Annotated in this window: 17 protein-coding genes; 12 read left to right on the top strand and 5 right to left on the bottom strand. The window is 74.3% G+C overall.

Annotation, left to right across the window (positions count from 1 at the left end; all coding sequences use genetic code 11):
• Positions 1-106 precede the first annotated feature (106 nt).
• Entirely contained in the window at positions 107-3,352 is a 3,246-nt protein-coding gene (locus PUR61_RS32905; protein ID WP_329883158.1) for an ATP-dependent DNA helicase, read from the top strand.
• 192 nt (positions 3,353-3,544) lie between these two features.
• Positions 3,545-4,801 (top strand): PP2C family protein-serine/threonine phosphatase, encoded by a 1,257-nt coding sequence (locus PUR61_RS32900; protein ID WP_329883157.1) that lies wholly within the window; start codon positions 3,545-3,547, stop codon positions 4,799-4,801.
• On the opposite strand, the gene PUR61_RS32895 is transcribed toward PUR61_RS32900, so the two are convergent.
• Positions 4,793-5,764, bottom strand: coding sequence for an endonuclease/exonuclease/phosphatase family protein (locus PUR61_RS32895; protein WP_329883156.1), 972 nt, complete (start codon positions 5,762-5,764; stop codon positions 4,793-4,795). The genes PUR61_RS32900 and PUR61_RS32895 overlap by 9 nt on opposite strands.
• Positions 5,765-5,907: 143 nt before the next feature.
• Here PUR61_RS32895 and PUR61_RS32890 point away from each other — a divergent pair, with 143 nt between their 5' ends.
• From PUR61_RS32890 to PUR61_RS32865, 6 genes are all read left to right on the top strand, one after another.
• Positions 5,908-6,570, top strand: coding sequence for a PadR family transcriptional regulator (locus PUR61_RS32890; protein WP_329883155.1), 663 nt, complete (start codon positions 5,908-5,910; stop codon positions 6,568-6,570).
• Positions 6,571-6,679: 109 nt separating this feature from the next.
• Positions 6,680-7,453 carry an ABC transporter ATP-binding protein gene (locus tag PUR61_RS32885; protein ID WP_329883154.1) on the top strand — a complete coding sequence of 258 codons (774 nt, stop codon included), beginning with the start codon at positions 6,680-6,682 and terminating at the stop codon, positions 7,451-7,453.
• Positions 7,450-10,332 (top strand): FtsX-like permease family protein, encoded by a 2,883-nt coding sequence (locus tag PUR61_RS32880; protein ID WP_329883153.1) that lies wholly within the window; start codon positions 7,450-7,452, stop codon positions 10,330-10,332. Before PUR61_RS32885 ends, PUR61_RS32880 begins: the two co-directional genes overlap by 4 nt.
• Positions 10,333-10,469: 137 nt before the next feature.
• The gene (locus PUR61_RS32875) at positions 10,470-11,882 is read left to right on the top strand and encodes a dipeptidase (protein WP_329883152.1); all 1,413 of its coding nucleotides are present in this window, start codon (positions 10,470-10,472) and stop codon (positions 11,880-11,882) included.
• Positions 11,883-11,925: 43 nt separating this feature from the next.
• Positions 11,926-12,867 carry an NAD(+) diphosphatase gene (gene nudC, locus PUR61_RS32870; RefSeq protein WP_443034501.1) on the top strand — a complete coding sequence of 314 codons (942 nt, stop codon included), beginning with the start codon at positions 11,926-11,928 and terminating at the stop codon, positions 12,865-12,867.
• A gap of 323 nt (positions 12,868-13,190) precedes the next feature.
• Positions 13,191-14,234 carry a GntR family transcriptional regulator gene (locus PUR61_RS32865; RefSeq protein ID WP_329883150.1) on the top strand — a complete coding sequence of 348 codons (1,044 nt, stop codon included), beginning with the start codon at positions 13,191-13,193 and terminating at the stop codon, positions 14,232-14,234.
• Positions 14,235-14,259: 25 nt separating this feature from the next.
• On the opposite strand, the gene PUR61_RS32860 is transcribed toward PUR61_RS32865, so the two are convergent.
• The gene (locus tag PUR61_RS32860; RefSeq protein ID WP_329883149.1) at positions 14,260-14,517 is read right to left on the bottom strand and encodes a mycoredoxin; all 258 of its coding nucleotides are present in this window, start codon (positions 14,515-14,517) and stop codon (positions 14,260-14,262) included.
• Between the two features lie 260 nt (positions 14,518-14,777).
• Here PUR61_RS32860 and PUR61_RS32855 point away from each other — a divergent pair, with 260 nt between their 5' ends.
• The 4 genes from PUR61_RS32855 (at position 14,778) to PUR61_RS45585 (ending at position 18,720) form a co-directional block, all read left to right on the top strand.
• Complete coding sequence (locus PUR61_RS32855; RefSeq protein WP_443035273.1) at positions 14,778-17,033, top strand: ATP-dependent DNA helicase UvrD2; 2,256 nt, start codon at positions 14,778-14,780, stop codon at positions 17,031-17,033.
• 281 nt (positions 17,034-17,314) lie between these two features.
• Positions 17,315-17,791 carry a hypothetical protein gene (locus tag PUR61_RS32850; protein WP_329883147.1) on the top strand — a complete coding sequence of 159 codons (477 nt, stop codon included), beginning with the start codon at positions 17,315-17,317 and terminating at the stop codon, positions 17,789-17,791.
• Between the two features lie 168 nt (positions 17,792-17,959).
• Positions 17,960-18,325 (top strand): WhiB family transcriptional regulator, encoded by a 366-nt coding sequence (locus tag PUR61_RS32845; protein WP_380355869.1) that lies wholly within the window; start codon positions 17,960-17,962, stop codon positions 18,323-18,325.
• Positions 18,326-18,474: 149 nt separating this feature from the next.
• Positions 18,475-18,720 carry a hypothetical protein gene (locus PUR61_RS45585; RefSeq protein WP_380355913.1) on the top strand — a complete coding sequence of 82 codons (246 nt, stop codon included), beginning with the start codon at positions 18,475-18,477 and terminating at the stop codon, positions 18,718-18,720.
• Positions 18,721-18,975: 255 nt separating this feature from the next.
• Here PUR61_RS45585 and PUR61_RS32835 read toward each other — a convergent pair whose 3' ends face one another.
• The 3 genes from PUR61_RS32835 to PUR61_RS32825 form a co-directional block, all read right to left on the bottom strand.
• Positions 18,976-20,349: an ABC1 kinase family protein gene (locus PUR61_RS32835; RefSeq protein WP_329883145.1), complete on the bottom strand. Its 1,374-nt coding sequence runs from the start codon at positions 20,347-20,349 to the stop codon at positions 18,976-18,978.
• Between the two features lie 122 nt (positions 20,350-20,471).
• Positions 20,472-22,022, bottom strand: coding sequence for an FAD-binding oxidoreductase (locus PUR61_RS32830; RefSeq protein WP_329883144.1), 1,551 nt, complete (start codon positions 22,020-22,022; stop codon positions 20,472-20,474).
• Between the two features lie 476 nt (positions 22,023-22,498).
• Positions 22,499-23,584, bottom strand: a complete 1,086-nt coding sequence (locus PUR61_RS32825; protein ID WP_329883143.1) for a ThiF family adenylyltransferase — start codon at positions 23,582-23,584, stop codon at positions 22,499-22,501.
• Positions 23,585-23,832: the final 248 nt, after the last annotated feature.

Here is a 23,832-nt window from a genome sequence, read left to right as displayed (position 1 = left end):
GGCCCGTGCGACGAAGGGCGGGCGGGGCCCGGTGCGGCAGTGAGGGTCGCCACAGCGGCCCTCCCGCACGGCCCGACCTGTCCGTACCCCCCGTTACCGTTACGAGGTGACCGCCGTGCTCAGCCACCCCGACCAGCTCAAGGAGCTGCTGGGCATCCCCTTCAACCGGGAACAGATGGCGGCCATCGGCGCCCCCCTCCAGCCGGCCGTCATCGTCGCCGGCGCCGGCTCCGGCAAGACCACCGTGATGGCCGCCCGCGTCGTCTGGCTGGTCGGCTCCGGCGCCGTCCGCCCCGAGGAGGTGCTCGGCCTCACCTTCACCAACAAGGCCGCCGGTGAGCTCGCCGAACGCGTCCGCACCGCCCTGCTGCGCCTCGGCGGGCCGGGGGTGTCCTCGGCCGACGGCTGGGAGCGGGCTCCGGACCCCGGCGAGGAACCGCTCGGCGAACCCGAGATCTCGACCTACCACGCCTTCGCCGGCCGCCTCCTCAAGGAGCACGGCCTGCGGATCGGCATCGAACCCGACGTCCGCCTGCTCGCCGACGCCACCCGGTTCCAGCTCGCCGCCAAGGTGCTGCGCACCGCCCGCGGCCCCTTCCCGGCCCTCACCGGCACCTTCGCCAACCTCGTCGCCGACCTCATCGCGCTGGACGGCGAACTCGCCGAGCACCTCGTCGACCCCGACACCCTGCGCGCCTTCGACGAGGAACTGCTCGACACCCTCGCCACCGCCAGGCTCACCAACGACGACCTGCGGGCCGTCCCCACCGCCGCCCGGGCCCGCCTGGAACTGCTCCGCCTGGTCGAGGACTACCGGCGCCGCAAGGCCACCGCCGGGCTGATGGACTTCGGCGACCAGATCGCCGCCGCCGCCCGGCTCGCCCAGCAGCGCCCCGAGGTCGGCGCCCTGCTGCGCGGCCAGTTCCGGGTCGTCCTGCTCGACGAGTACCAGGACACCTCGGTCGCCCAGCGACTCATGCTCGCCGGTCTCTTCGGCGCCGGCCCGGACGGCCGCCCGTCCGGACACCCGGTCACCGCCGTCGGAGACCCCTGCCAGGCCATCTACGGCTGGCGCGGCGCCTCCGTCGCCAACCTGGACGAGTTCCCCCGGCACTTCCCCCGGGCCGACGGCGCCCCGGCGGACCGGTACGCGCTCAGCGAGAACCGCCGCAGCGGCGGGCGGCTGCTCGCCTTCGCCAACCGGCTGGCCGCGCCGCTGCGCGCGATGCACGAGGGCGTCGAGGCGCTGCGCCCGGCCCCCGGCGCCGAGCACGACGGCTTCGTGCGGGCCGCGCTGCTGCCCACCCACGCCGAGGAGATCGACTGGCTGGCCGACTCGGTCGCCCACCTCGTGCGCACCGGCACCGCGCCCGGCCGGATCGCGGTGCTCTGCCGCGGCGGCGCGGCCTTCCCCGACATCCACGCCGCGCTGGTCGCCCGCGACGTGCCGGTCGAGGTGGTCGGCCTCGGCGGGCTGCTCCACCTGCCCGAGGTCGCGGACCTGGTCGCGGTCTGCGAGGTGCTCCAGGACCCCACCGCCAACGCCGCCCTGGTCCGGCTGCTGATCGGCCCGCGCTGGCGGATCGGCCCGCGCGACCTCGCCCTGCTCGGCCGGCGCGCCGCCGACCTGGTCCGCACCGCCCGGCCCGACGGCGTCGAACCGCTGGCCGCCGCCGTCGCCGAGACCGACCCCACCGAGGTGGTCTCGCTGGCCGACGCGCTGGAGACCTTCCTCGACCGCGACCAGCCCGACGAACTGCCGTTCTCGCCCGAGGCCCGGGTGCGTTTCGCCCGGCTCGCCCGCGAACTGCGCGACCTGCGCCGCTCGCTGGCGGAGCCGCTGATGGACGTGCTGCACCGGGTCCTCGCCGCGACCGGTCTGGAGGTCGAACTCGCGGCCTCGCCGCAGGCGCTGGCCGCCCGCCGCCGGGAGACCCTGCACGCCTTCCTGGACGTCGCCGCCTCCTTCGCCGACCTCGACGGCGACCCGGGCCTGGCCGCCTTCCTCGGCTTCCTGCGCGCCGCCCAGGAGCACGACCGCGGCCTCGACGCCGGCCTTCCCGGCGGCGAGGACACCGTCAAGGTGCTCACCGCGCACAAGTCGAAGGGGCTGGAGTGGGACGTCGTCGCCGTCCCCGGCCTGGTCCGCGGCGCCTTCCCGTCCTCCACCGCGCGCGAGCGCTGGACCAGCACCAAGCGCGTCCTCCCGCACGCCCTGCGCGGCGACGGGGCCACCCTGCCCGACGTGCGCGACGGCTGGACCGGAAAGTCGATGACCGCGTTCAAGGCCGCGCTCGCCGAACACTCCGGCACCGAGGAACTGCGTCTCGGCTACGTCGCCTTCACCCGGCCGCGAGCCCTGCTGCTCGCCTCCGGCCACTGGTGGGGGCCCAGCCAGAAGACCCCGCGCGGCCCGTCCGCCTTCCTGGAGCAGTTGCGCGACCACTGCGAGGAGCCCGGCAACGGCGAGATCGAGCACTGGGCCGAGCAGCCGGCCAAGGGCGCCGAGAACCCGGCGCTGGCCTCGCCCGTCGAACGCCCCTGGCCGCTGCCGCTCGACCCGGCCGCCCAGCACGCCCGCCGCCGGGTCGCCGAGGTGGTGCTCGGGCGGCTCGCCGGGCAGCCCGCCCCCGAACCCGGCCCGATGGCCCCCGAGGACCGCCGCCTGGTCGACTCCTGGGACCGCGATCTGAAGGCGCTGACGGGAGAGTTGGAGCGCTTCCGGCGCGGTGTGCGGGAGGTGCCGCTGCCGGCCTCGCTGTCCGCCACCCAGCTGCTGCGCCTGGCCGCCGACCCGGACGGCTTCGCGCACGACCTGGCCCGGCCGATGCCGCGCCCGCCGCAGCCCGCCGCCCGCCGCGGCACCCGCTTCCACGCCTGGGTGCAGTCCCGGATCGAGCCGCTGATGCTGATCGGGCCGGACGCGCTGCCCGGCGCCGACGACGACGGCATCGAGGACGAGCGGGACCTGGAGCGGCTCAAGGAGGCGTTCCTGCGCACGCCGTACGCGGACCGGGAGCCGCACCGGGTCGAGGCGCCGTTCCATCTGGTGCTGGCGGGCCGGGTGGTGCGCGGCCGGATCGACGCGGTCTACCGTGACGGTGACGGCGGGTCAGAATTCGGCGGCGCGTCACGCTACGAAGTGGTGGACTGGAAGACGCACCGCGAGGAGACCGCCGATCCGCTCCAACTCGCCGTCTACCGGCTCGCCTGGGCCGAACAGGCCGGCGTTCCCCTGGAGCAGGTCACGGCCTCCTTCCTGTACGTCCGCAGTGGCCGGATCGAACAACCCGCAGGACTTCCCGACCGAAAAGAGTTGGAACGGCTCCTGATCGGGAACAGTGAAGAATGAGTCACGGAGAGCATTCAAGTCATCACGGCATCGGGCGAAACCTGTGCGTAGTGCACGTTTCGCGCCTATTGTGGGGTCGGTAACCGGTCAACCCCCGTGCTCCGGCCGCCAGCGACGCCCGCATTCCCTAACCCTCAGTCATCACCGCAGGTGCCCCCCGGGCATCGGCGTCTTCTGCTGGAGAGACCGAAGTTGAGCGCGACCGGATGGATCAGAGAACGGTTCGCCGGGCCGACCCCGGGAACCGCACCCGGCGCGACCGGCACCTGGCCGAGGACGGCACTCACGCTGCCGTTCATCGGCATGGCGCTGGTCGTCGTCCTCGACTACTTCACCGACGCCGCCGTCACCGTCGAACCGGCGCTCACCGCCGTCCCCGCCCTGGCCGCCGTGGTCAGCCGGCGCACCTGGTACCCGCTGGCCATCGGCGCCTGCACCGAGGCCGCCGCCTTCCTGATGGCCTTCCACAACGACGTGCTCGGCGAGTCCGTGCACAGCGCCACCGTCTTCGCCATCGTCCTGGTCGCCGCGATCGGGTGGGTCAGCGCCACCCTGCGGCTGCGCCAGGAACAGCTCCTCGCCGACGCCCAGCTGGTCGCCTCGATCGCCCGACGGGTCCTGCTCCGGCCCGTGCCCGAGCGGGTCGGCACCGTCAAGGCGGCCGTTCACTACGAGGCCGCCGCCGCGCACGCCAGGATCGGCGGCGACCTCTACGAGGTCGTCAACACCCGGCACGGCGTCCGGGCCGTGGTCGGTGACGTCCGCGGCAAGGGGCTCGGCGCCGTCGAGACCGCCGCCGCCGTGCTCGGAGCCTTCCGCGAGGCCGCCCACCAGGAGGCCGCCCTCGACCGGGTGGCCGGCTGGCTCGCCGTCAGCCTCGACCGCGCCCTGCACGAGAACGACCACCCGGGCGTGGAGGAGGAGTTCGTCACCCTCGTCCTGATCGGCGTCCGGTCCGACGGCACCGCCGAGATCGTCAACTGCGGCCACCCGGCCCCGCTGCTGCTGCGCGGGACCGAACCGGTACGGCCGCTCGAACTCGCCGAGACGGTGCCCCCGCTCGGCGTCCTCGACCCGGCCGACGTCCGGCCGCCGGTGCACCGCGTCCCGCTGCGCCACGGCGACCGGGTGCTGCTCTTCACCGACGGCGTCATCGAGGCGCGGGACCGGGCAGGCGTCTTCTACCCGCTCGCGGACCGGCTCCCGGTCTGCGCCGACGGACGCCCGGCCGACGTGCTGCGCCGCCTGCACGAGGACGTGGTCCGCCACGTCGGCCGCCAGCTCGGCGACGACGCCGCCATGCTGCTGCTCCAGTACGACCCGCAGCCGGTCGCCGACCGGCCGGACCCGGCCGCGAACGTCCCGCACGTCCCGCACCAGAACGGCCAGCTCTCCCGTCCGGCGGTGGCGGGGCCGGCCGCCCCGGCCCCCGGCGGTCGGTCAGAGTGAGGCCTCCACCACCAGCGGCCGGTGGTCCGAGACCCCGGTGAGTGGAGCGGCTGCCGGGCCGACGGCGGCGCGCGGCACGCCGATCGCCAGCACGTGGTCGAACTGGACCGCCGGCCGGTGCGACGGGTAGGTGGGCGTGCGGGCGAGGTCGTACCAGCCCTGCAGCCGGGCCCGCGGCTCGCGCACCCGGCGCCGGCGGGCGTCGGTGAACTGCGGCCGGGCCCGCCGGGCCGCCCGCAGTTCGCGGACCTTCGCGCGGGGCGCGGTGCGGTCCAGCGCCGCCGCCGAGCCCAGGACGGTGCGCGGCACCGCGCCGATCAGGTTGAAGTCGCCGAGCACCAGGTACGGCTGCGGCAGGTCGGCGATCCAGCGCCGGATCCCGGCGAGCTGCGCCATGTTCCAGCCGGGCACGAACGACAGGTGCGCCGCCACCACGGTGAACGGTCCGTTCCCGCCCTCCAGCACCGCGGCCAGCGCGGCCCGCGGCTCGTCGGGGACGGGGGTGAGCCCGCGGCGTCCGGCCACCCGCAGCGGCAGCCCGAACGGGGCGGGCGCGAACCGGCGGGCCCGCCAGTGCAGCACCGGCAGCCGGGTCAGCAGCGCCGTGCCGTACGCGGGCGGGGCGTCGTCGCCGACCTCGCCCGGCCCGTAGACCTGGATCCCGGCGGGCACCGAGAGGTCGGGCACCCAGCCGGCCACCGGTGCGGGCCGGCCGTGCAGGGCGGCGGCGAACCGCCAGTCGGCCGCGCCCATCGCCTTGGCGGCGACGGCGGCCTGGTCGGTGCCGCCGGACCGGGCCTGGTGCCGGTCCACCTCCTGGAGGGCCAGCACGTCGGCGTCCAGTGCGGCCACCGCCTCCGCCAGCGGCCCGCCGGGGTCGGCCGGGTAGGGGCGGGGGGCGCCGTCCGGGGCGAGGGGCTGACCGTGCAGCAGATTGAAGGTGGCGATGCGCAACTGGCTCACACCGCACGACGGTACCCGCTCGCCGGGGGCCGGTGCGCGGCCGCTGTCCCCGGCGGGCGCGGGAGCGGCCGGTACGGCCCGGCGCGGCTCGGCCGCGGGGGCTCGGTTTGACCTGCCGGGCATACCCGGTATACATACTCGGTATGTCCATCCGTCACGGCCTGCTCGCCCTGCTCGACCAGGGGCCACGCTACGGCTACCAGCTGAGAACCGAGTTCGAGGCGCGCACCGGCGCCACCTGGCCGCTCAACGTCGGCCAGGTCTACACCACCCTCGCCCGCCTGGAACGCGACGGACTGGTCGTCCCCGCCGGCGAGGACGACGAAGGGCACCAGTTCTACGCCGTCACCGACGCCGGCCGGGCCGAACTGCACGCCTGGTTCGACAGCCCGGTGCCGCGCACCAACCCGCCCCGCGACGAGCTCGCCATCAAGCTCGCCATGGCCGTCACCGTCCCCGGCGTCGACGTGCCCGCCGTCGTCCAGAGCCAGCGCCGGCACAGCATCAAGGCGCTCCAGGACTACACCCGGCTCAAGGGCCGCGCCCTCGCCGGCGAGGGCCGCCCCACCGCCACCGGCGGGACGGCCGCGACGGACGACGGCACCGGCGCCGACCTGGCCTGGCTGCTCGTCCTCGAACAGCTCATCTTCCAGACCGAGGCCGAGGTCCGCTGGCTCGACCACTGCGAGACCCGGCTCGCCCAGCGCGCCGAGATCGAACAGGCCCGCGCCGCCGAGAACCGGCAGAACGACCCCGCGCCAGCGCCCGCGCCCCGCCGGATCGGACGCCGCCGCACCACGGCCTGAGCCGCCCCGGCGGCCCACCCCGTACGGACCCCGACACCGTACGCACCGACGAACCACCGGCCCGGCCGCACCACACGATGCGGCGGGCCCCACCACAGCAGGGGGAATCGTGTCCCACACCGATCCGACCAGGGACGGCCGCAAGCCCGTCCTGCACCTGGACAACGTCACCCGCGTCCACGGGCAGGGCGCCGGCGAGGTGCGGGCGCTGCGCGGCGTCGACCTCAAGGTCCACCCCGGGGAGTTCGTCGCCGTCATGGGCCCGTCCGGGTCCGGCAAGTCCACCCTGCTCACCCTCGCGGGCGGCCTGGACACCCCCACCGACGGCCAGGTCCTCGTCGAAGGCGTCGCCCTCGGCGGACTCGACCGCAAGCGGCTCGCCGAGGTCCGCCGCCGATCCGTCGGCTACGTCTTCCAGGACTACAACCTGATACCGGCCCTCACCGCCGCCGAGAACATCTCCCTCCCGCGTGAACTCGACGGCCTCTCCGGCCGCGCCGCCCGCCGCGAGGCCCTCGTCGCCCTCGAAGAGCTCGGCATCCCCGAACTCGCCGACCGCTTCCCCGACGACATGTCCGGCGGCCAGCAGCAGCGCGTCGCCATCGCCCGCGCCCTCATCGGCGACCGCCGCCTCGTCCTCGCCGACGAGCCCACCGGCGCCCTCGACTCCACCACCGGCGAGTCGGTCCTCGCCGTCCTGCGCGCCCGCTGCGACGAGGGCGCCGCCGCCATGATGGTCACCCACGAACCCCGGCACGCCGCCTGGGCCGACCGCGTCGTGTTCCTCCGCGACGGCCGCATGGTCGACGAGAGCGTCAGCCAGGACGCCGGCAGCCTCCTCGTCGCCGCCGCCGCCAACGCGAAGGGCCCGGTGGAGCAGTGAAGCTCAGCGCCTGGCGGGTCGCCCTGCGCATCGCCCGCCGTGACGCCCTGCGCGCCAAGGGCCGCAGTGCCCTCGTCGTCGCCATGGTCGCCCTGCCCGTCCTCGGCGTGGCCGGCGCCGACATCGTCTTCCGCAGCGCCGAACTCGACCCGGGCGAGAAGGTCGTCCGCACCATGGGCCAGTCCGCCGCCGAGATCCGCCTGCTCGAACGCGGCTCCATCGTGCTCCAGCCGCCGGACCCGGAGTCCGACTTCCACCTGGAGAGCGCCGAGGAGGCCAAGAAGGAGAACGGGCAGCCCGTCCACACCCCCGAGCAGAAGCGCAGCCTCGCCACCGAGCCCGGCGAACTCGTCAAGCAGCTCCTGCCGGCCGGCGCCACCCTCGTCCCCGTGCGCCAGGGCCCCTACACCGCCAGCAGCACCCGCGACGGCCTCGTCAACGTCAAGACCGTCGAGGCCGACCTCACCGACCCGGTCTGGCGCGGACGGATCGACCTCGTCGGGGGCCGCGCCCCGAGCGCCGACCACGAGGTCGCCGTCACCCGGGACTTCCTCGACCGCTCCGGGCTGCGGATCGGCGACCGGACCGCCCCGCGCGGCCTCGAAGCCACCCCGTACACCATCACCGGTGTCGCCGAGTACCCCGGCGACCTGCGCACCGCCGCCGTCATGGCCCGGCCCGGCGCCCTGATCGACCCGCTCGGCAAACTGCCCGGCGCCGATGCGCACCGGGGCCGCGGCTCCTCCTCCGACTCCGAGGACCGCTGGCTGGTCAAGCTCCCCGCGGGCAGTGTCGTCGACTGGGCCAAGGTCCAGGAGCTCAACAAGCACGGATTCACCGTCAGCTCCCGCGCCGTCATGCTCGACCCGCCGGCCCGCTCCGAGGTGCCGTTCTACGACTACCAGGACCGCCGGGGCGGCGGCGCGACCCCGTTCCTCGACAAGACCTCCGTCGTCATCCTCGCCACCGTCGTCGGCATGGCCCTGCTGGAGATCGTGCTCCTCGCGGGCCCCGCCTTCGCCGTCGGTGCCCGGCGCTCCCGGCGGCAGCTCGGCCTGCTCGCCGCCGGCGGCGGTGACCGCGCCAACGTCCGCGCCGTCGTCCTCGGCGGCGGTGTCGTCCTCGGCCTCACCGGCGCGGCCGTCGGCCTCGTCACCGGTATCGGCCTGGTCGCCGCGCTGCGCACCTCCGCGGAGAGCTACGCCGGGGAGCGGTTCGGCCACTTCGACCTGCAGCCGGTCGACCTGCTCGGCATCCTGCTGATCGGCCTGGTCACCGGCCTGCTCGCGGCCGTCGTCCCCGCCGTCCAGGCCTCCCGCCAGGACGTCGTGGCCGCGCTCACCGGCCGCGACAGCCTCAAGCCGCCGAGCCGCAAGCTCGCCCTGCTCGGCCTGGCGATGCTCGGCGCCGGCTCCGCCCTCGCCCTGCTCGGCGCCACCGGCGGCTTCGGCAGCCGCTCGACGGCCGTCCTCGGCGGCTCGGCCGTCGCCGAACTCGGCATGGTCGCCCTCACCCCCTACCTGGTCGGCCTCTTCGGCCGGATCGGCCGCTGGCTGCCGCTCGGCCCCCGCCTCGCCCTGCGCGACTCCGTCCGCCACCGCGGCCGCACCGCCCCCGCGGTCGCCGCCGTGATGGCCGCCGTCGCGGGCTCCGTCGCCGTCGGCATCTACGGCGCCAGCAGCGACGAGCAGCACCGGCGCGAGTACACCGCCGCCGGCCCGGCCAACGCGGTCATCGTCACCAACGGCTGGGGCGCCGCCTCCGACGGCTCGATGCTCCCGCAGCTGCGCGGCGCCGTGCAGGACAACATCCCCGCCCTCGGCGAGCGCGCCGACGTCCGGCGCGTCAACTACAAGGGCGACTGCCGGGCCACCAACGGCTCCTGCGGCCACGTCGGCATCGTCCTGCCCGAGGAACTGCGCTGCCCGGTCTGGGGCAAGCGGTCCGTCATGATCGACGGCGAGGCCGAGCGGCTGCTCCGCGAGGACCCGCGCTGCAGGTCGGCGTACGTCTCCCGCGGCAGCTCCTTCGGGAGCGTCCAGGCCGGCGACGGCAACCTGCTGCGCAACCTCTACGGCGCCACCGACCCGGCCGGCGCCCAGGCGCTCGCCGCCGGCAAGGTCGTGGTCTTCGACCAGCGCTACATCAAGGACGGGAAGGTGACGTTCGAACTCACCGAGCCGGACGACCCGAACCAGCCGGTCACCCCCGACCGGGAGCCGGTCGTCCACCCCGTCACCGTCGACGCCGTCCACGTCGAAGCGCCGGTCCAGGCCGGTGGCGACGCCGTGCTCGGCGCCGACACCGCCGTCCGCCTCGGTCTCACCACCAGCGACTCCGGTTCGGTCTGGCTGCCCGGGACCGCGCCGACCGACCGGGCGGAGCAGAAGGTCCGCGGCGCGCTCGCCAAGCTGTCCGACGGCACCGACTTCGAGGTCGAGCGCGGCTACCGGTCGGAGAACGACCTGATCTCCCTCGGGCTCACCGCCTTCGCGGGCCTGGTCGCCCTCGGCGCCGCGGGCATCGCCACCGGTCTCGCCGCCGCCGACTCCCAGCGGGACCTGACCACCCTCGCGGCGGTCGGCGCCGCGCCCCGGGTCCGGCGCACCCTCTCCGGCTTCCAGTGCGGCGTCATCGCCGCGATGGGCGCCCTGCTCGGTGCCGTCGCCGGGGTCGTGCCCGCCGTGGCGCTGCGCAAGGTCGAGGCCGCCGCGCAGGCCTACCCGGGGATGAGCCTCCAGGAGGAGACCGCCAAGGGCATCGTGGTCTTCCCCTGGCTCAACGTCGGAGCCACCGTGGTCCTGCTGCCGCTGCTCGCGGTGGCGCTGGCCGCACTGCTCACCCGCTCGCGGATCTCACTGCTGCGGCGCTCCGGCTGAGCACCGTCCTCCCGCCCCCGTCACCCCCGGTCGCCGCCCCCCTGCGGCCGGGGGTGACGGACGTTACAGGCCTTCCGGTGTCCACCGGCCGGGACCGGGGCCCGTCCGACCCGCACGGGCGAACTAAAGTCGTCCGTATGACGAGAACTCCGGACAGCGTCGTCCGCGCCTTCATCGACCAGCACCAGGCCGCCTTCCTCGCGGACCTCGCCGACTGGCTCCGCATCCCCTCGGTCTCCGCCGATCCCGGCCGGGCCGACGACGTGCGCCGCTCCGCCGAGTGGCTGGCCGCGAAGCTGCGCGACACCGGCTTCCCGGTGGCCGAGGTCTGGGAGACGGACGGCCTGCCGGCGGTCTTCGCCGAGTGGCCGTCCGGGGACTCGTCCGCGCCGACCGTGCTGGTCTACGGGCACCACGACGTGCAGCCGGCGGCCAAGGAGGACGGCTGGGCGACCGAGCCGTTCCAGCCGACCGTGGTCGGGAAGCAGCTGTTCGCCCGCGGCGCCGCCGACGACAAGGGCCAGGTCTTCTTCCACACCCTGGGGGTGCGGGCCCACCTGGCCGCCACCGGCCGCACCGCGCCGGCCGTCAACCTCAAGCTGCTGATCGAGGGCGAGGAGGAGTCCGGCTCGCCGCACTTCGCCGACCTGGTCCGGCGCGAGGCCGCGCGGCTCGCCGCCGACGTGGTGATCATCTCGGACACCGGGATGTGGTCCGAGACCACGCCGACCGTCTGCACCGGCATGCGCGGCCTGGCCGACGCCCAGATCGACCTGTACGGGCCGGACACCGACATCCACTCCGGCTCGTTCGGCGGCGCCGTGCCCAACCCGGCCGCCGTTGCCGCCGACCTGGCCGCCGGCCTGCACGACGCGGACCGCCGGGTCGCCGTCCCCGGCTTCTACGACGGCGTGATCGAACTGACCGAGCGCGAGCGCGAGCTCTTCGCCGAGCTGCCCTTCGACGAGGCGCAGTGGCTGAGGGTCGCCAAGTCGTACGGCACCCTCGGCGAGGCCGGATACTCCACCCTGGAGCGGATCTGGGCCCGGCCGACCGCCGAGGTCAACGGCATCTGGGGCGGTTACACCGGCCCCGGCGGCAAGACCATCGTGCCCTCCTCGGCCCACCTCAAGCTCTCCTTCCGGCTGGTCGCCGGACAGGAGGTGGAGAAGGTCCGGGAGGCCGTCCGCGCCTGGGTGGCCGACCGGGTCCCGGCGGGCATCCGGTACGAGCTGGTCTTCCCGGGGGCGACCCGGCCCTGCCTGACCCCGCTCGACCACCCGGCGCTGCAGTCCACCGTCCGGGCGATGGGGCGGGCCTTCGAACAGAAGATCCTCTTCACCCGGGAGGGCGGCTCCGGCCCGGCCGCCGACCTCCAGGACGTGCTCGGCGCGCCGGTGCTGTTCCTCGGCATCTCGGTGCCCTCGGACGGCTGGCACTCGGTCGACGAGAAGGTCGAGCTGGACCTGCTGGCCAAGGGTGTGGAGACCGCCGCCTACCTCTGGGCCGACCTGGCCGAGAACTGGCGGCCGGGCAGCGCGAGCGAGTGAACCCGAACCGTCCGGAGGACACATCACGTGGGGATGGAAACAGTTGAGCACCGTGCCTGAGACCGAACACCCGCTGCACCTGGCGCTGGCCCGGGCCGGGGTGGACCGGGCGGCCCAGCACCGGTTCGACGAACCCTGGCTGGCGGCCGCCTGGAGCCACCCGACCACCAAGGTGCTGCCGATCGCCGGCGGCGAGGCCTTCGTGGTCGACACCGGGCAGGGGACCGAGCTGGTCCTGATGCCCTCCTTCGAGGCGCCGCAGACCGGCGACCGGTACTTCCTCGGCACCGACGAGGACGGCGTCTCCTACTTCGCGCTGGCGGGCGAGAGCCTGCCGGGGCGGCTGGACGGCGACGCCCGCCCGGCCGGGCTGCGCGAGGTCGGCGCCCTGCTCTCCGGCCGGGACGCCGGGCTGCTGGTGCACGCCGTCGCGCTGGAGCACTGGCACCGGCTGCACAGCTTCTGCTCGCGCTGCGGCCACCCGACCGAGAAGGCCGGGGCCGGTCACGTGCGGCGGTGCACGTCCTGCGCGGCCGAGCACTACCCGCGCACCGACCCGGCGGTGATCATGATGATCACCGACGACGAGGACCGCTGCCTGCTCGGCCGCCAGGCGCTCTGGCCCGAGGGACGCTGGTCGACGCTGGCCGGCTTCGTCGAGCCGGGGGAGTCGATCGAGCAGGCGGTCGTCCGCGAGGTGTACGAGGAGGCCGGGGTCCGGGTCTCCGCCGTCTCCTACGTGGCCAGCCAGCCGTGGCCGTTCCCGTCCAGCCTGATGCTCGGCTTCATGGGCAAGGCGGATCCGTCGGGCACCACGATCACCGTGGACGGCGAGGAGCTGGCCGAGGCGCGCTGGTTCTCCCGGGAGGAGCTGCGGGCCGGGATGGCGGCGGGGGAGATCCTTCCGCCGTCGGGGATCTCGATCGCCCGGCACCTGGTCGAGCTCTGGTACGGGGAGCCGTTGCCGTCGGCGGCCCGCTGGTAGTCACCGGGGGGCGGTGGCGACGGCTCGACGGCCGAAGGGCCGGGCGGCAGCGGCCCGGGCGTAACGGGCCGGGCGTAACAGGCCCGGGTGTAACGGCCCGGCCGTAATTCGAGTGGATTGAAGCGTTCTTGATATTGGGGGCGCGCGGACCAGTTCCGTGCGCCCCCAATATTCCTTCCGAAACCGGCGGCTTCCGATGTTCGTAACCGGAGCGGCCCTGTCCAGTACGGCACGTGCGCGGGTGTCGGCCGCCGTCACCGATCCCGGGCGACTTTGTCGCAAACGCCTGAAAGCCCGTCGCCGCCCTCGCTACATTCTCTCGGGTGACAATCCCACGGGGCACCGCCCAATCCCCCAAATACCAGCGCCTCGCCGCAGACCTGCGCCGACGGATCGCCGAGGGCGAGTTCACCGCCGAGGCAGCCCTCCCGGTCGAGAGCGAACTGGAACGCCAGTACGGGGTCGCCCGCAACACCGTCCGGCTGGCCGTCGACGTGCTGGTCAACGAAGGCCGCCTGGTCCGGCTCCAGGGCAAGGGGACCTACCTGCGCGAGCACCCGGTGCTCGACCACCGCGCCTACGGGCCCGCGCCCGGCCGCGACGTCCGCCCCAGCCTGCCGGGGCCGGCCGGACCGTCGGGCGCCTCCGGGTCCTCCGGGTCCTCCGGGTCCTCCGGGCTCTCCGGATCCGTCGGGTCCGTCGGGATGCCCGGGCTCTCCGGGGCCCTGGTGGCCTCGGCGGCGTCGGGGAGCACGGCGGCGACGGGGGCCACGGGAGTGCCGGGTGCCCCGGGGGCCGAGGACGGCCCGCGCGACTGCCTGGCCGTCCCCAGTGCCGTCTACCGCGGCGAGGCCGCCGACGCCGGACGCGAGCTCACCGTCGACTTCGAGATGATGATCGTCCGGGCCCGGATCGACATCGCCGAACGGCTCGGCCTGCGCCCCGGCGAGGCGATCGTCGTCCGCCGCCAGCTGCGCCTGCTCGACCGCGAGCCCTACTCCATCGAGGAGAGCCACTACCGGGCGGGCCTCGCCGCCGGCACCCCGCTGATGGAGCCCGACCAGATCGACGGCGGTGACGAGGCGGTGCTCGCCGCCCTCGGACGCACCGAGATCGGCGCGGTCGACCACCTGGTCGCGCGGATGCCGGGCCCCGAGGAGGCCCAGTGGTTCCAGGGCGGCCCCGGCGTGCCGCTGGTGGTCCAGACCCGGGTCACGTACGACCGCCGCGGGCCGGTCCGGGTCATCGAGACCCGCTACTCCGCCGACCGCAGCCGGCTGGTCTACGGCATCGGCGACCTCGCCGCCCGGGCGTCGCTGCCCGCGCCCGCCGCACCCGTCGACCCGGCCCGGGCCGACGCGCCGTAGCGCGCCGTGCCCGGGCCCGCGGACCTCAGGCCGCCAGGGCCTTCTTCACCTGGAGCAGGCTCGGGTTGGTCATCACGACCCGCTCGCCGCCGCCCGTCGGCTGCACCAGCACCGTCGGGACGGTCTGGTTGCCGTTGTTCACCGACTCGACGAAGGACGCCGACGCCGGGTCGTCCTCGATGTTGATCTCGGTGTAGCCGATGCCTTCACGGTCCAGCTGGCTCTTGAGCCGGTTGCAGTAGCCGCACCAGGTCGTGCTGTACATCGTCACGCTGCCGGACATCGGGGGGACTCCTTCGAAAGAGAGAGGGGCGTACGGTTCCAGGAGGAGAACGTCCGCCGTACGGCGGTCATTCCGCGCCCCGGCCGGCGGCCCCGCGTCGTTCCGCGCGGTCGCGGAGAAGCACACCCCGGCGTGCGGCGAAGGGAACGCGCCCTCAAGTGCGACAACCCGCCGGACCGTGCAGCGATCATCCTGCGATCACACCGCACCTGTGGACAACCGCTCCCCGGTTGTCCGAGCGGGCTGAGAGGATGGAACGCATGCAGGAAGACCTCTTGAGCGGCATTCCGTTCGACGACCACGGCAGCGACCGGTCCGGCCGATTCGACGCCACCGGTCCCGACGCGGTCCTCGCCGGGCTCGACCCCGAACAGCGGGCCGTCGCCACCGCCCTGCACGGGCCCGTCTGCGTCCTCGCGGGAGCCGGCACCGGCAAGACCCGGGCCATCACCCACCGCATCGCCTACGGCGTGCGCAGCGGTGTCTACCAGCCCCAGCAGGTCCTCGCGGTCACCTTCACCGCCCGCGCAGCCGGCGAGATGCGCGGCCGCCTGCGCCAGCTCGGCGCCGAGGGCGTCCAGGCCCGCACCTTCCACTCCGCCGCCCTCCGCCAGCTCCAGTACTTCTGGCCGCGCGCCGTCGGTGGACCGGTGCCCCAGCTGCTGGAACGCAAGGTCCAGCTGGTCGCCGAGGCCGCGAGCCGCTGCGGCCTGCGCGTCCAGCGCACCGAACTGCGCGACCTCACCGCCGAGATCGAATGGGCCAAGGTCACCCAGATCGGCCCCGACGACTACCCCGCCGCCGTCCAGAAGTCCGGCCGCGAGGCCCCCCGGGACCCGGCCGAGACCGCCCAGGTCTACCGCGTCTACGAAGAGGCCAAGACCCGCCGCGGCGTCATCGACTTCGAGGACGTCCTGCTGCTCACCGCCGCCATCCTGGAGGACCGCCCCGACATCGCCGACCAGGTCCGGTCCCAGTACCGGCACTTCACCGTCGACGAGTACCAGGACGTCTCCCCGCTCCAGCAGCGCCTCCTCGACCAGTGGACCGGACCAGGCGGCGGCGCCAGCCTGTGCGTCGTCGGCGACGCCAGCCAGACCATCTACTCCTTCACCGGCGCCACCCCGGACTACCTGCTCAACTTCCGCACCCGCCACCCCGAGGCGACGGTCGTCAAGCTGGTCCGCGACTACCGCTCCACCCCGCAGGTCGTCCACCTCGCCAACGGGCTGCTCTCCCAGGCCCGCGGCGAGGCCGCCCGGCACCGCCTCGAACTCGTCTCCCAGCGCGAGGCCGGCCCCGAGCCCGTCTACACCGAGTACGAGGACGAGCCGACCGAGGCCGAGACCACCGCCCGCCGGATCAAGGACCTCCTCGCCGCCGGCGTCCGCGCCAGCGAGGTCGCCGTGCTCTTCCGCACCAACGGCCAGTCCGAGGTCTACGAGCAGGCCCTCGCCGACCTCGGCGTCCCCTACCAGCTCAAGGGTGCCGAGCGGTTCTTCGAACGGCCCGAGGTCCGCGACGCCGGCGTCCTGCTGCGCGGCGCCGCCCGGGCCGGCTCCGACCCGCTCACCGACGACGCCCCCGACCTCGCCGGCCAGGTTCGCGCCGTCCTCGCCACCCGCGGGTTCACCGCCGAGCCGCCGGCCGGCTCCGGGGCCGTCCGCGACCGCTGGGAGTCCCTCGCGGCGCTCGTCCGCCTCGCCGAGGAGTTCGAACGCACCCGGACCGCCGAGGGCCTGGCCGGCGACCTCGCCGCCTACGTCGCCGAACTCGACGCCCGCGCCGCCGCCCAGCACGCCCCCGCCGTCGAGGGCGTCACACTCGCCTCCCTGCACGCCGCCAAGGGCCTCGAATGGGACGCCGTCTTCCTCGTCGGCCTCACCGAGGGCACCCTGCCGATCATCTACGCCAAGACCGACGAGCAGGTCGAGGAGGAGCGCCGCCTCCTCTACGTCGGCGTCACCCGCGCCCGCAAGCACCTCTCCCTCTCCTGGGCGCTCTCCCGCTCCCCCGGCGGCCGGGCCTCCCGCAAGCCCAGCCGCTTCCTCGACGGACTGCGCCCCGGCTCCAGCGCCCCCGGCGCCCGCTCCGCGGGCCGCGGCGGACGCGGCGGCGTCGAGGCCGGCGAGCGCTCCGCCGCCCGTCGGGCCCGCGGACCGGTCAAGTGCCGGGTCTGCGACCGTGCCCTCACCGAGGCCGTCGAGCGCAAACTCCGCCGCTGCGAGACCTGCCCGTCCACCATGGACGAGGCGCTGTACGAACGGCTGCGCGAGTGGCGGGCCGCCCAGGCTCGCAAGCAGGGGGCCCCGGCCTACGTCGTCTTCACCGACGCCACGCTGATGGCCATCGCCGAGGACGTCCCCGGCACCCGTCAGGAGCTGGCCGTCATCTCCGGAGTCGGTGCCATGAAGCTGGACAAATACGGGGCCGCCGTGCTCTCGTTGTGTGCGGGGGAGGAGCCCGAGGAGGATCCGGCGGACGTCGAGGACGACCGGTCGGACGAACCGGCGTGAGCCGGTCCGGGGCGATCACAGCCGGCGTTGTGAGATGCCGCGGAGACCGTCGGGAAACTCGCCGGAAAAATAGTTTGCGCGCCGTACCGGGAGCGCAATAGCCTGCCGGAGCGGTCAAGGGGAACGCGGTCGCACGGGGTGACGCCTGTGCCACTACCTCCTGCGCCCACCAGCCACACACCAGCTTGACCAGCTCGAACCAGCTTCACCGAGACAGACATCCGAACAGTTCGGAGCCCGGGAGACCAGGCTCCGCGAGACGCCGAGAGGAGGCGAAGGCAGTGGGAACCACCATGATCACCAAAATGACTGGCCAGACCGCCGACGCTGCCCTCCTGCGCGCCGCCCACCTGCGGGCGCTCGCTGAGCTGTGCGGAACCGGTCTGGGCCTCGACACCACCGGTGTCTCCGTCGTTCCCGCCACCCCCGCCCTCGCTGTCAGTGGCCTTGGCCAAACTGACCTCGGCAGCACCGGCATCAATGGCGGCAACCTCGACGGCACCAGTGTCGAAGGCGGTCTGTCCCGTGACTGGGCGTCGGTCGATGCGTCGCGCTCCCCGCGTGATGAGCGACCGATCCAGGCACCGAAGGCAGCTGTAGTCGCCATGCATGGCGACTATGCGCAGGTCGTCGGTGCCGGAAACACCCAGAAGCAGAACGAGCAGCAGATCAAGCAGGCCATGGCCGCCTTTACCGGCGCCACGGCCATCCGGATGCGGGCCTTCCGCGGGCCTGAACCCTGGAGAGAACGAACCTGAGTCAGCCTCAGGTCGGCACCTCCAGGGCCGCGGAACCCGTCACACCGGGATCCGCGGCCCTTCTGTTTTGTCCGGTACGCACGACCACCCAGGCCCTCCGGGGCCTCCGGCCCAGCCCCACCAGTCAGCTGAGCCGGACCCACTGAAAAGACGAGGAAGACGCCCACAGTGTCCACGGTCATCACACCGCCCACCCCGTCCGTACCGCCGACAAACCAGATCCAGGCCGACCAGGCCGACCCTCCGGAGGTTTCCCCCATGCAGATCACCTCGATCGACCAGGCCGAAGAGCTCGGTCTCCCCGTGCCGTGCCGCGCCTTCGACCCCGAGGTCTTCTTCGCCGAGACGCCCGCCGACGTCGAGTACGCGAAGTCCCTCTGCGGCACCTGCCCCGTCAAGGACGCCTGTCTCACCGGCGCCCTGGAGCGCCGCGAGCCCTGGGGCGTCTGGGGCGGCGAGCTCTTCGTCCAGGGTGTCGTCGTGGCCCGCAAGCGGCCGCGTGGCCGCCCGCGCAAGACCGAGGTCGCGGCGTGAACCCCGTGTTCGGAGCCGAGGCCGTCCGCCGGGGAGAGCAGCCCCCGCTGGACAGCGCCCTCCGCCGCTCCGTACGCATCGCCGCCGCCAAGGCCGACACGGCCCGCGTCCATCCCTTCCCGACAACGCACCACGAGCAGGACCACCACATGACCGCCGCCGCCGTCGATCCCACCGTCCGCGCAGAGCAGACCACCGAACGTCAGATCCAGAACAGGACCCTCGAAATGCAACTTCTCCACGAATCCCTGGCTCGCGCCCATATGCAAGAGCGCCTCCAGGAGGCGGAGCACCAACGACTCGTCGTCCGGGTCGCCCGGGCCCACCGGCTCAAGCAGAAGGCCGAGCGGGCCTCGATGCGCGCCCGCAAGGCCCTCGCCGTCGCGCTGATGTAGTCGCGCGGACGCAGTCGTCCCGGTGCCGTCGCACCGCCGACACCGCCCCGGCCACCGCCGGACCCCCGTCGTGCCGCAGGCCGCCCCCCGTACCCGGGGGGCGGCCTGCGGCCGTTGTCGAACGATCCGAGCGGGAGGTCGTCCGCCGGACGCTCCGCCGGACGCTCCGCCGGGCACTGCGCCGAGCCGGGGCGTCGCGCGCGGCCGTGCCCTCCGCCGCGCGGCGCGGAGCTGCACGGCGCACTGCCGAGCGGTTCAGCCCTTCTTGGCCGGCCCCCGCCGCTTCGCCGGGGCCGGCGGCTCCTCCGCGAACTCCGGCAGCCACTCCAGCATCTCCGCCCGGAACGGTGCCTTCGCCCCCAGCTGGCAGAGCACCCCGATCGTGCTCAGCGTCACCCGGTGGATCAACAGGTAGGACGGCGGCAGGTTCAACTGCTTGCCCAGGTTGTACGCCGGCGACCGGGGATCGGCGATCCGCGCCGCCTGCGCCCGCATCCACGCCCGGGTGAAGTGGAACGAGTCCACGGCCGCGGGCTCGATCATCGGCAGCAGGTAGTCCAGCACCGCGTCCGGATCCAGCTCGATCGAGGGCTTCACGAAGCCCTCCTCCCGCAGCATCGCCAGCACACCCGTCGCGTCCCCGGCCAGGGCCATCCGCAGCGACGCCCCGATCGGCGCGGGGAGCCCGCCCGGCAACCGGTCCACCGTCCCGAAGTCCAGCACCCCCAGCCGCCAGCCCTCCACCGGGCCGTCGTCCTTCAGCAGCCGGAAGTTGCCCGGGTGCGGGTCGGCGTGCAGCAACCCCGTCCGCGACGGACCGGCGAACAGGAACCGTGCCAGCAGCCGGCCCGCCCGGTCCCGCTCCTCCTGCGTGCCGCTCGTGATCACCTCGGACAGCGGCGTGCCGTCCATCCACTCCGACACCAGTACCTGGTCGGCCTGCGCCACGACACCCGGCACCACGATCTCCGGGTCGTTCGCGAACTCCTCGGCATGGCGTTCCTGGGCCTGCGCCTCCAGCTCGTAGTCCAGCTCCTCGGCGACCCGCTCACGCAGCTCGGTGATCAGCGGCTTGATGTCCAGCCCCGGAATCAGCGGACCCAGCAACCAGGCCACCCGGCTCAGCTGCGTGAGATCCGCGAGCAGCGCGTCCCCCGCCCCCGGGTACTGCACCTTGACCGCGACCGCGCGCCCGTCGTGCCAGACCGCCCGGTGCACCTGGCCGATCGAGGCAGCCGCAGCCGGACGCTCGTCGAACTCCCGGAACAGCTTCCGCCAGTCCTTGCCCAGCCGTTGCTCCAACGCCGTGTGCACGGTGGCGGCGGGCATCGGCGGCGCGGCGTCCTGCAGCTTGGTCAGCGCCGCCCGGTACGGGCCCGCCACCTCCTCGGGCAGCGCGGCCTCGAAGACGGACAGCACCTGCCCGAACTTCATCGCCCCGCCCTTGAGTTCACCCAGGACCTTGAAGAGCTGGTCGGCGGTCGCCTGCTGCAGTTCGGCCGTCACCACCTCGGCCGAGCGTCCGCCGATCCGCTTCCCCAGCCCGAGAGTGGCCCGGCCGGCTATCCCCAGCGGCAGGGCGGCGAGTCTTGCCGTGCGGGTCATTGCCTTGCGCGGAAGATCGCTCACCCGGGCCTCCAATCGACACGCCCCCGGCCCCCGCAGCGGAGGCCGGCTGTCATAGGCCATTGTGCCCGCTCGCCGCCCCGGCCCCGGCCGGATTTCGCACCCCGCCGGGGCCGGGACCGACCTCAGCCCCGGCCTCCGGGCCGCGGACGGGTGCCGATGGCCTGCGGGAACGAGAACAGCCGGTGCGGGTCGTACCGGTGCTTCACCGCGACCAGTCGCGGATAGTTCTCGCCGTAGTAGGCGCGCTGCCAGTCCGGCAGACCGGGGTCGATGAAGTTCTGGTAGCTCTCGCCGCCGGAGTGCGGGTCGAGCAGCGCGAACCCGCCGTCCACCCAGCCGCGGGCGGCGGCGACCGCGGCCTCGTCCACCGGGCCGGTGGCGATGACCGCGCCGAAGCTCGCGTTGAACTGCGCGTCGCGGTGGACGTACGCGGTGGCGGTCCGTGCCGGGTCGTTGGCCGCGCCGCCCAGCGCGCTCAGCTGGACCATCCGCTGCTGGCCCGCCTGCCGGTCGGTGCCGAGGCGGCCGATCGCGGCCTCCCAGACCGCGCGGGGCGGAGGCCCGTCGAACAGCCTGCCCCGGTCCACCGCGGCGGTCGGCCGGGCCAGTACGGCGGCCGGACCGGTGCCCGCCCGGTGGCACTGCTCCTGGGTGAAGGAGCCGCAGCCGTAGAGGCCCATCATGACGGAGCGGTACGGCGCGGTGAAGCTGTTCCGGGAGGCCGGGACCGCGCCGACCAGCGAGACCAACCGGCCGATCTCCGCCGAGAGTTCGGCCTCGGTACCGACCGAACCGATCAGCACCGAGATGAACGGGGGCGCACCGGGGGCGGCGGGGAGACCGACCACGGCGCCGCCGCCCAGCGTCCGCGGGGCGTCGGGCAGCCAGTGCGCCCAGGCGTCGAGCAGGTCGACCGCGTGGTCGAAGGTCCAGGAGAGGTTGGCCAGGGTCAGCGTGGCCAGCGGGACGGCCTTCACCGTGTAGGAGGTGACGACACCGAAATTGCCGCCACCGCCGCCGCGCAGCGCCCAGTACAGGTCGTCGTGGTCGTCCGGCGAGGCGGTGACCGTCCTGCCGTTCGCCAGCACCACACGGGCGGAGGTCACCTTGTCGCTGGAGATGCCGACGTGCCGGGTGAGCAGGCCGATCCCCCCACCCTGGAGGAAGCCGCCCAGGGAGACGGTGGGACAGAACCCGCCGGACACCGCGAGGCCGTACGGGGCGACGGCGTTGGTCACGTCGACCAGCTGGGTGCCGCCGCCGAAGGTGGCCGAGCCGTCGGCGGCGACGGCGGCCGAGTTGAGGCGGGAGACGTCGATCACCAGCCCGGTGCCGGTGGAGTAGCCGCCGCCGCTGTGGCCGCCGGCGCGGACGGCGATCGGGATGTCCTGGTCCTGGGCGTAGCGGAGACAGAGGGAGACGTCGGCCTCGTCGGCGCAGTAGGCGACGGCGGCCGGTTCGACGGCGTCGAAGCGGGCCTGGCCGATCTGCTTGGCGACGCCGTAGGCCGGGTCGCCGGGGAGGACGAGGGTGCCGTGCAGACGGCCGGAGAGCCGGGACCAGCGCCGTCGCCGGGTCTCGGCGGTCGTGGCGACGGCGGGGAGAGCGGGGACGGCCGCCAGCGGGAGGGCCAGCGCGCCGGCACCGCCGAGGAGCGATCTGCGAGTGATCATGCCGGGACCTTTCGGTGAGGTCGTGCACGAGCGTTGCGATCGGTGGAAGGGGCCATCTTCCGGTCGTCGGCCGGGTGGCCGACGACACAGTAGCGCAGGGGGTGGGCGGGGGACGGGGGGTTCGGGAGGGCCTTTCCGCGCTTCGGGGCCCACCCCCCACCCCCTCCCACCCACCCGCCTCTCGTGTCTCCTGACGACCCTTCCGTCCCACGCCTTCCGTCCCACGCCCACCTCCCATCGCCGGGTGCCCGGACCGGGTACCCGGCATCGGGTCATCACCCGGCACCCGGTACTCGGTCGGCACCCGGCACCCACGTCGGGGCGCCGGACGGAACGGCGTCGGCACCCGGCGGCCGGGGGTTCGGACCGGTGGTGGTGGGGACGGCCGTCTCACCCACCGGTCGGTCCTCGGCCCGGCCGGGCCGACTCGCCGTTCCCTCCCTCTCCTCCTTCTCCTTCCTCCCTCGGCGGCGGACTCAGTGCGGCGGCGTCGGCTGCCAGAGGCACCCGCAGTCCGCGTGGCCCTTGAGCCGCAGACGACGCGGCATTCCGTCGACGGCGGACACCTCGCACCAGCCGTCGATGCTCGGTGGCCGGCCGCCGTCCAGGAAGATCTGGACGTGCAGCGCCGCGAGTCCGGCGACGGCGGTCGCGAGTGAGGTGTCGCAGGCCGGTGTCCGGGCCCGCCCCGGGCCGTCGTCGGCGAGCTGGGCGAGGATGCGCGGCCAGGCCGCGTCCTCGTCCTCCCGGGCCAGCACCAGACAGTGGCCGCAGGCCGACACCCCCGGCACCACCAGCGGGCCGACGACGCCGAACTCCTCCACGACCCCCACGTACAGGTGCGGTACCCCGGCGCGGAGCAGCTCGCGGGCCTGGGGCGTTCCGCCGGCGAACGCCCCACTGCCGTCCCGGGGTGTCAGCACCACCAGGTCGGGAAGCCCGGGTCTCGGCCGTCCGCTGCGCCGGGCCGGGTGCCTGGCGCAGGCCCGGTCGACGGCCTCGCGGGCGGCAGTGGCCCGTAGCCGCCCGACCTCTCCCGGTGGCAGGCCGGCGGGGGAGGTGTCGGCGGGGGTGACCCGGCCGGAGTCCACCACGGTGACCGCTCCGGTGCCGCCGGCCGCGAGCACGGCCGCCAGGGCCGCGCCGATGCGCCCGGCGCCGCGGACCTCCACCGCATGGTCGGCCCGGTGGGCCAGCACGGCGGGAGCGGCGCCGGGGGTGGAGTGGATCAGGGAAAGCGAGGCGAGGTCGGGGCCGAGCATCTCGCGGTGCGGCTGGGGGAAGCGGGCGAGTGCCCGGTCGGCGGCCTCGGCGTCGTCGAGCACCCCGGCCTCCTCCAGCAGGTCGAGCACGGTGTCGGCGGGCTCGCGCCCGAAGCCGGTCCGCTCGCCCTCGGCGAGCAGGGCGGGGCGGTCGCGCGTCCCGTCGACCAGTCCGAGGAAGTCACAGAGGGCCTGGTCGGCGCGGGCGAGGACGCCGGCGTGCCGGGAGACGGTGCCGAACTGCAGGGTGTCCGAGTCCCGCCAGCTGCGGGAGAGGGCGGGCTTGAGGGCGAGGCGCACGGCGGTCTTCCTTCCGATCGGTTCCGGACGGTCGACGGCAGCATGCCCGATCGGGGTGCCGGGGTGCGCTGCGTTGTCCACAGGCTCGGGTGCATGATCGGATCATTCGTCCGCATACCCTGTGGATAACTTGACGTCCGGTGCGAGGTCGGATTCCGGACACCTTCTGTCGGCCTTTCGTTCCCGATCGCTCCACGAAACATTTCGGCCACGGCAGCGGACTTCTGTCAGGGGTACCGGGTAACGTC

Source organism: Streptomyces sp. BE20, assembly GCF_036322525.1.
Lineage (GTDB): Bacteria > Actinomycetota > Actinomycetes > Streptomycetales > Streptomycetaceae > Kitasatospora.
This window is presented reverse-complemented; position numbering and strand designations above follow the sequence as displayed.

What these genes read in the sequence shown, in the direction of transcription:
- PUR61_RS32890 (WP_329883155.1), top strand. Translation starts at nt 5,908, where the DNA reads ATGTCCATCCGTCACGGCCTGCTCGCCCTGCTCGACCAGGGGCCACGC.
- PUR61_RS32875 (WP_329883152.1), top strand. Translation starts at nt 10,470, where the DNA reads ATGACGAGAACTCCGGACAGCGTCGTCCGCGCCTTCATCGACCAGCAC.
- PUR61_RS32860 (WP_329883149.1), bottom strand. Translation starts at nt 14,517, where the DNA reads ATGTCCGGCAGCGTGACGATGTACAGCACGACCTGGTGCGGCTACTGC.
- PUR61_RS32855 (WP_443035273.1), top strand. Translation starts at nt 14,778, where the DNA reads ATGCAGGAAGACCTCTTGAGCGGCATTCCGTTCGACGACCACGGCAGC.
- PUR61_RS45585 (WP_380355913.1), top strand. Translation starts at nt 18,475, where the DNA reads ATGACCGCCGCCGCCGTCGATCCCACCGTCCGCGCAGAGCAGACCACC.
- PUR61_RS32830 (WP_329883144.1), bottom strand. Translation starts at nt 22,022, where the DNA reads ATGATCACTCGCAGATCGCTCCTCGGCGGTGCCGGCGCGCTGGCCCTC.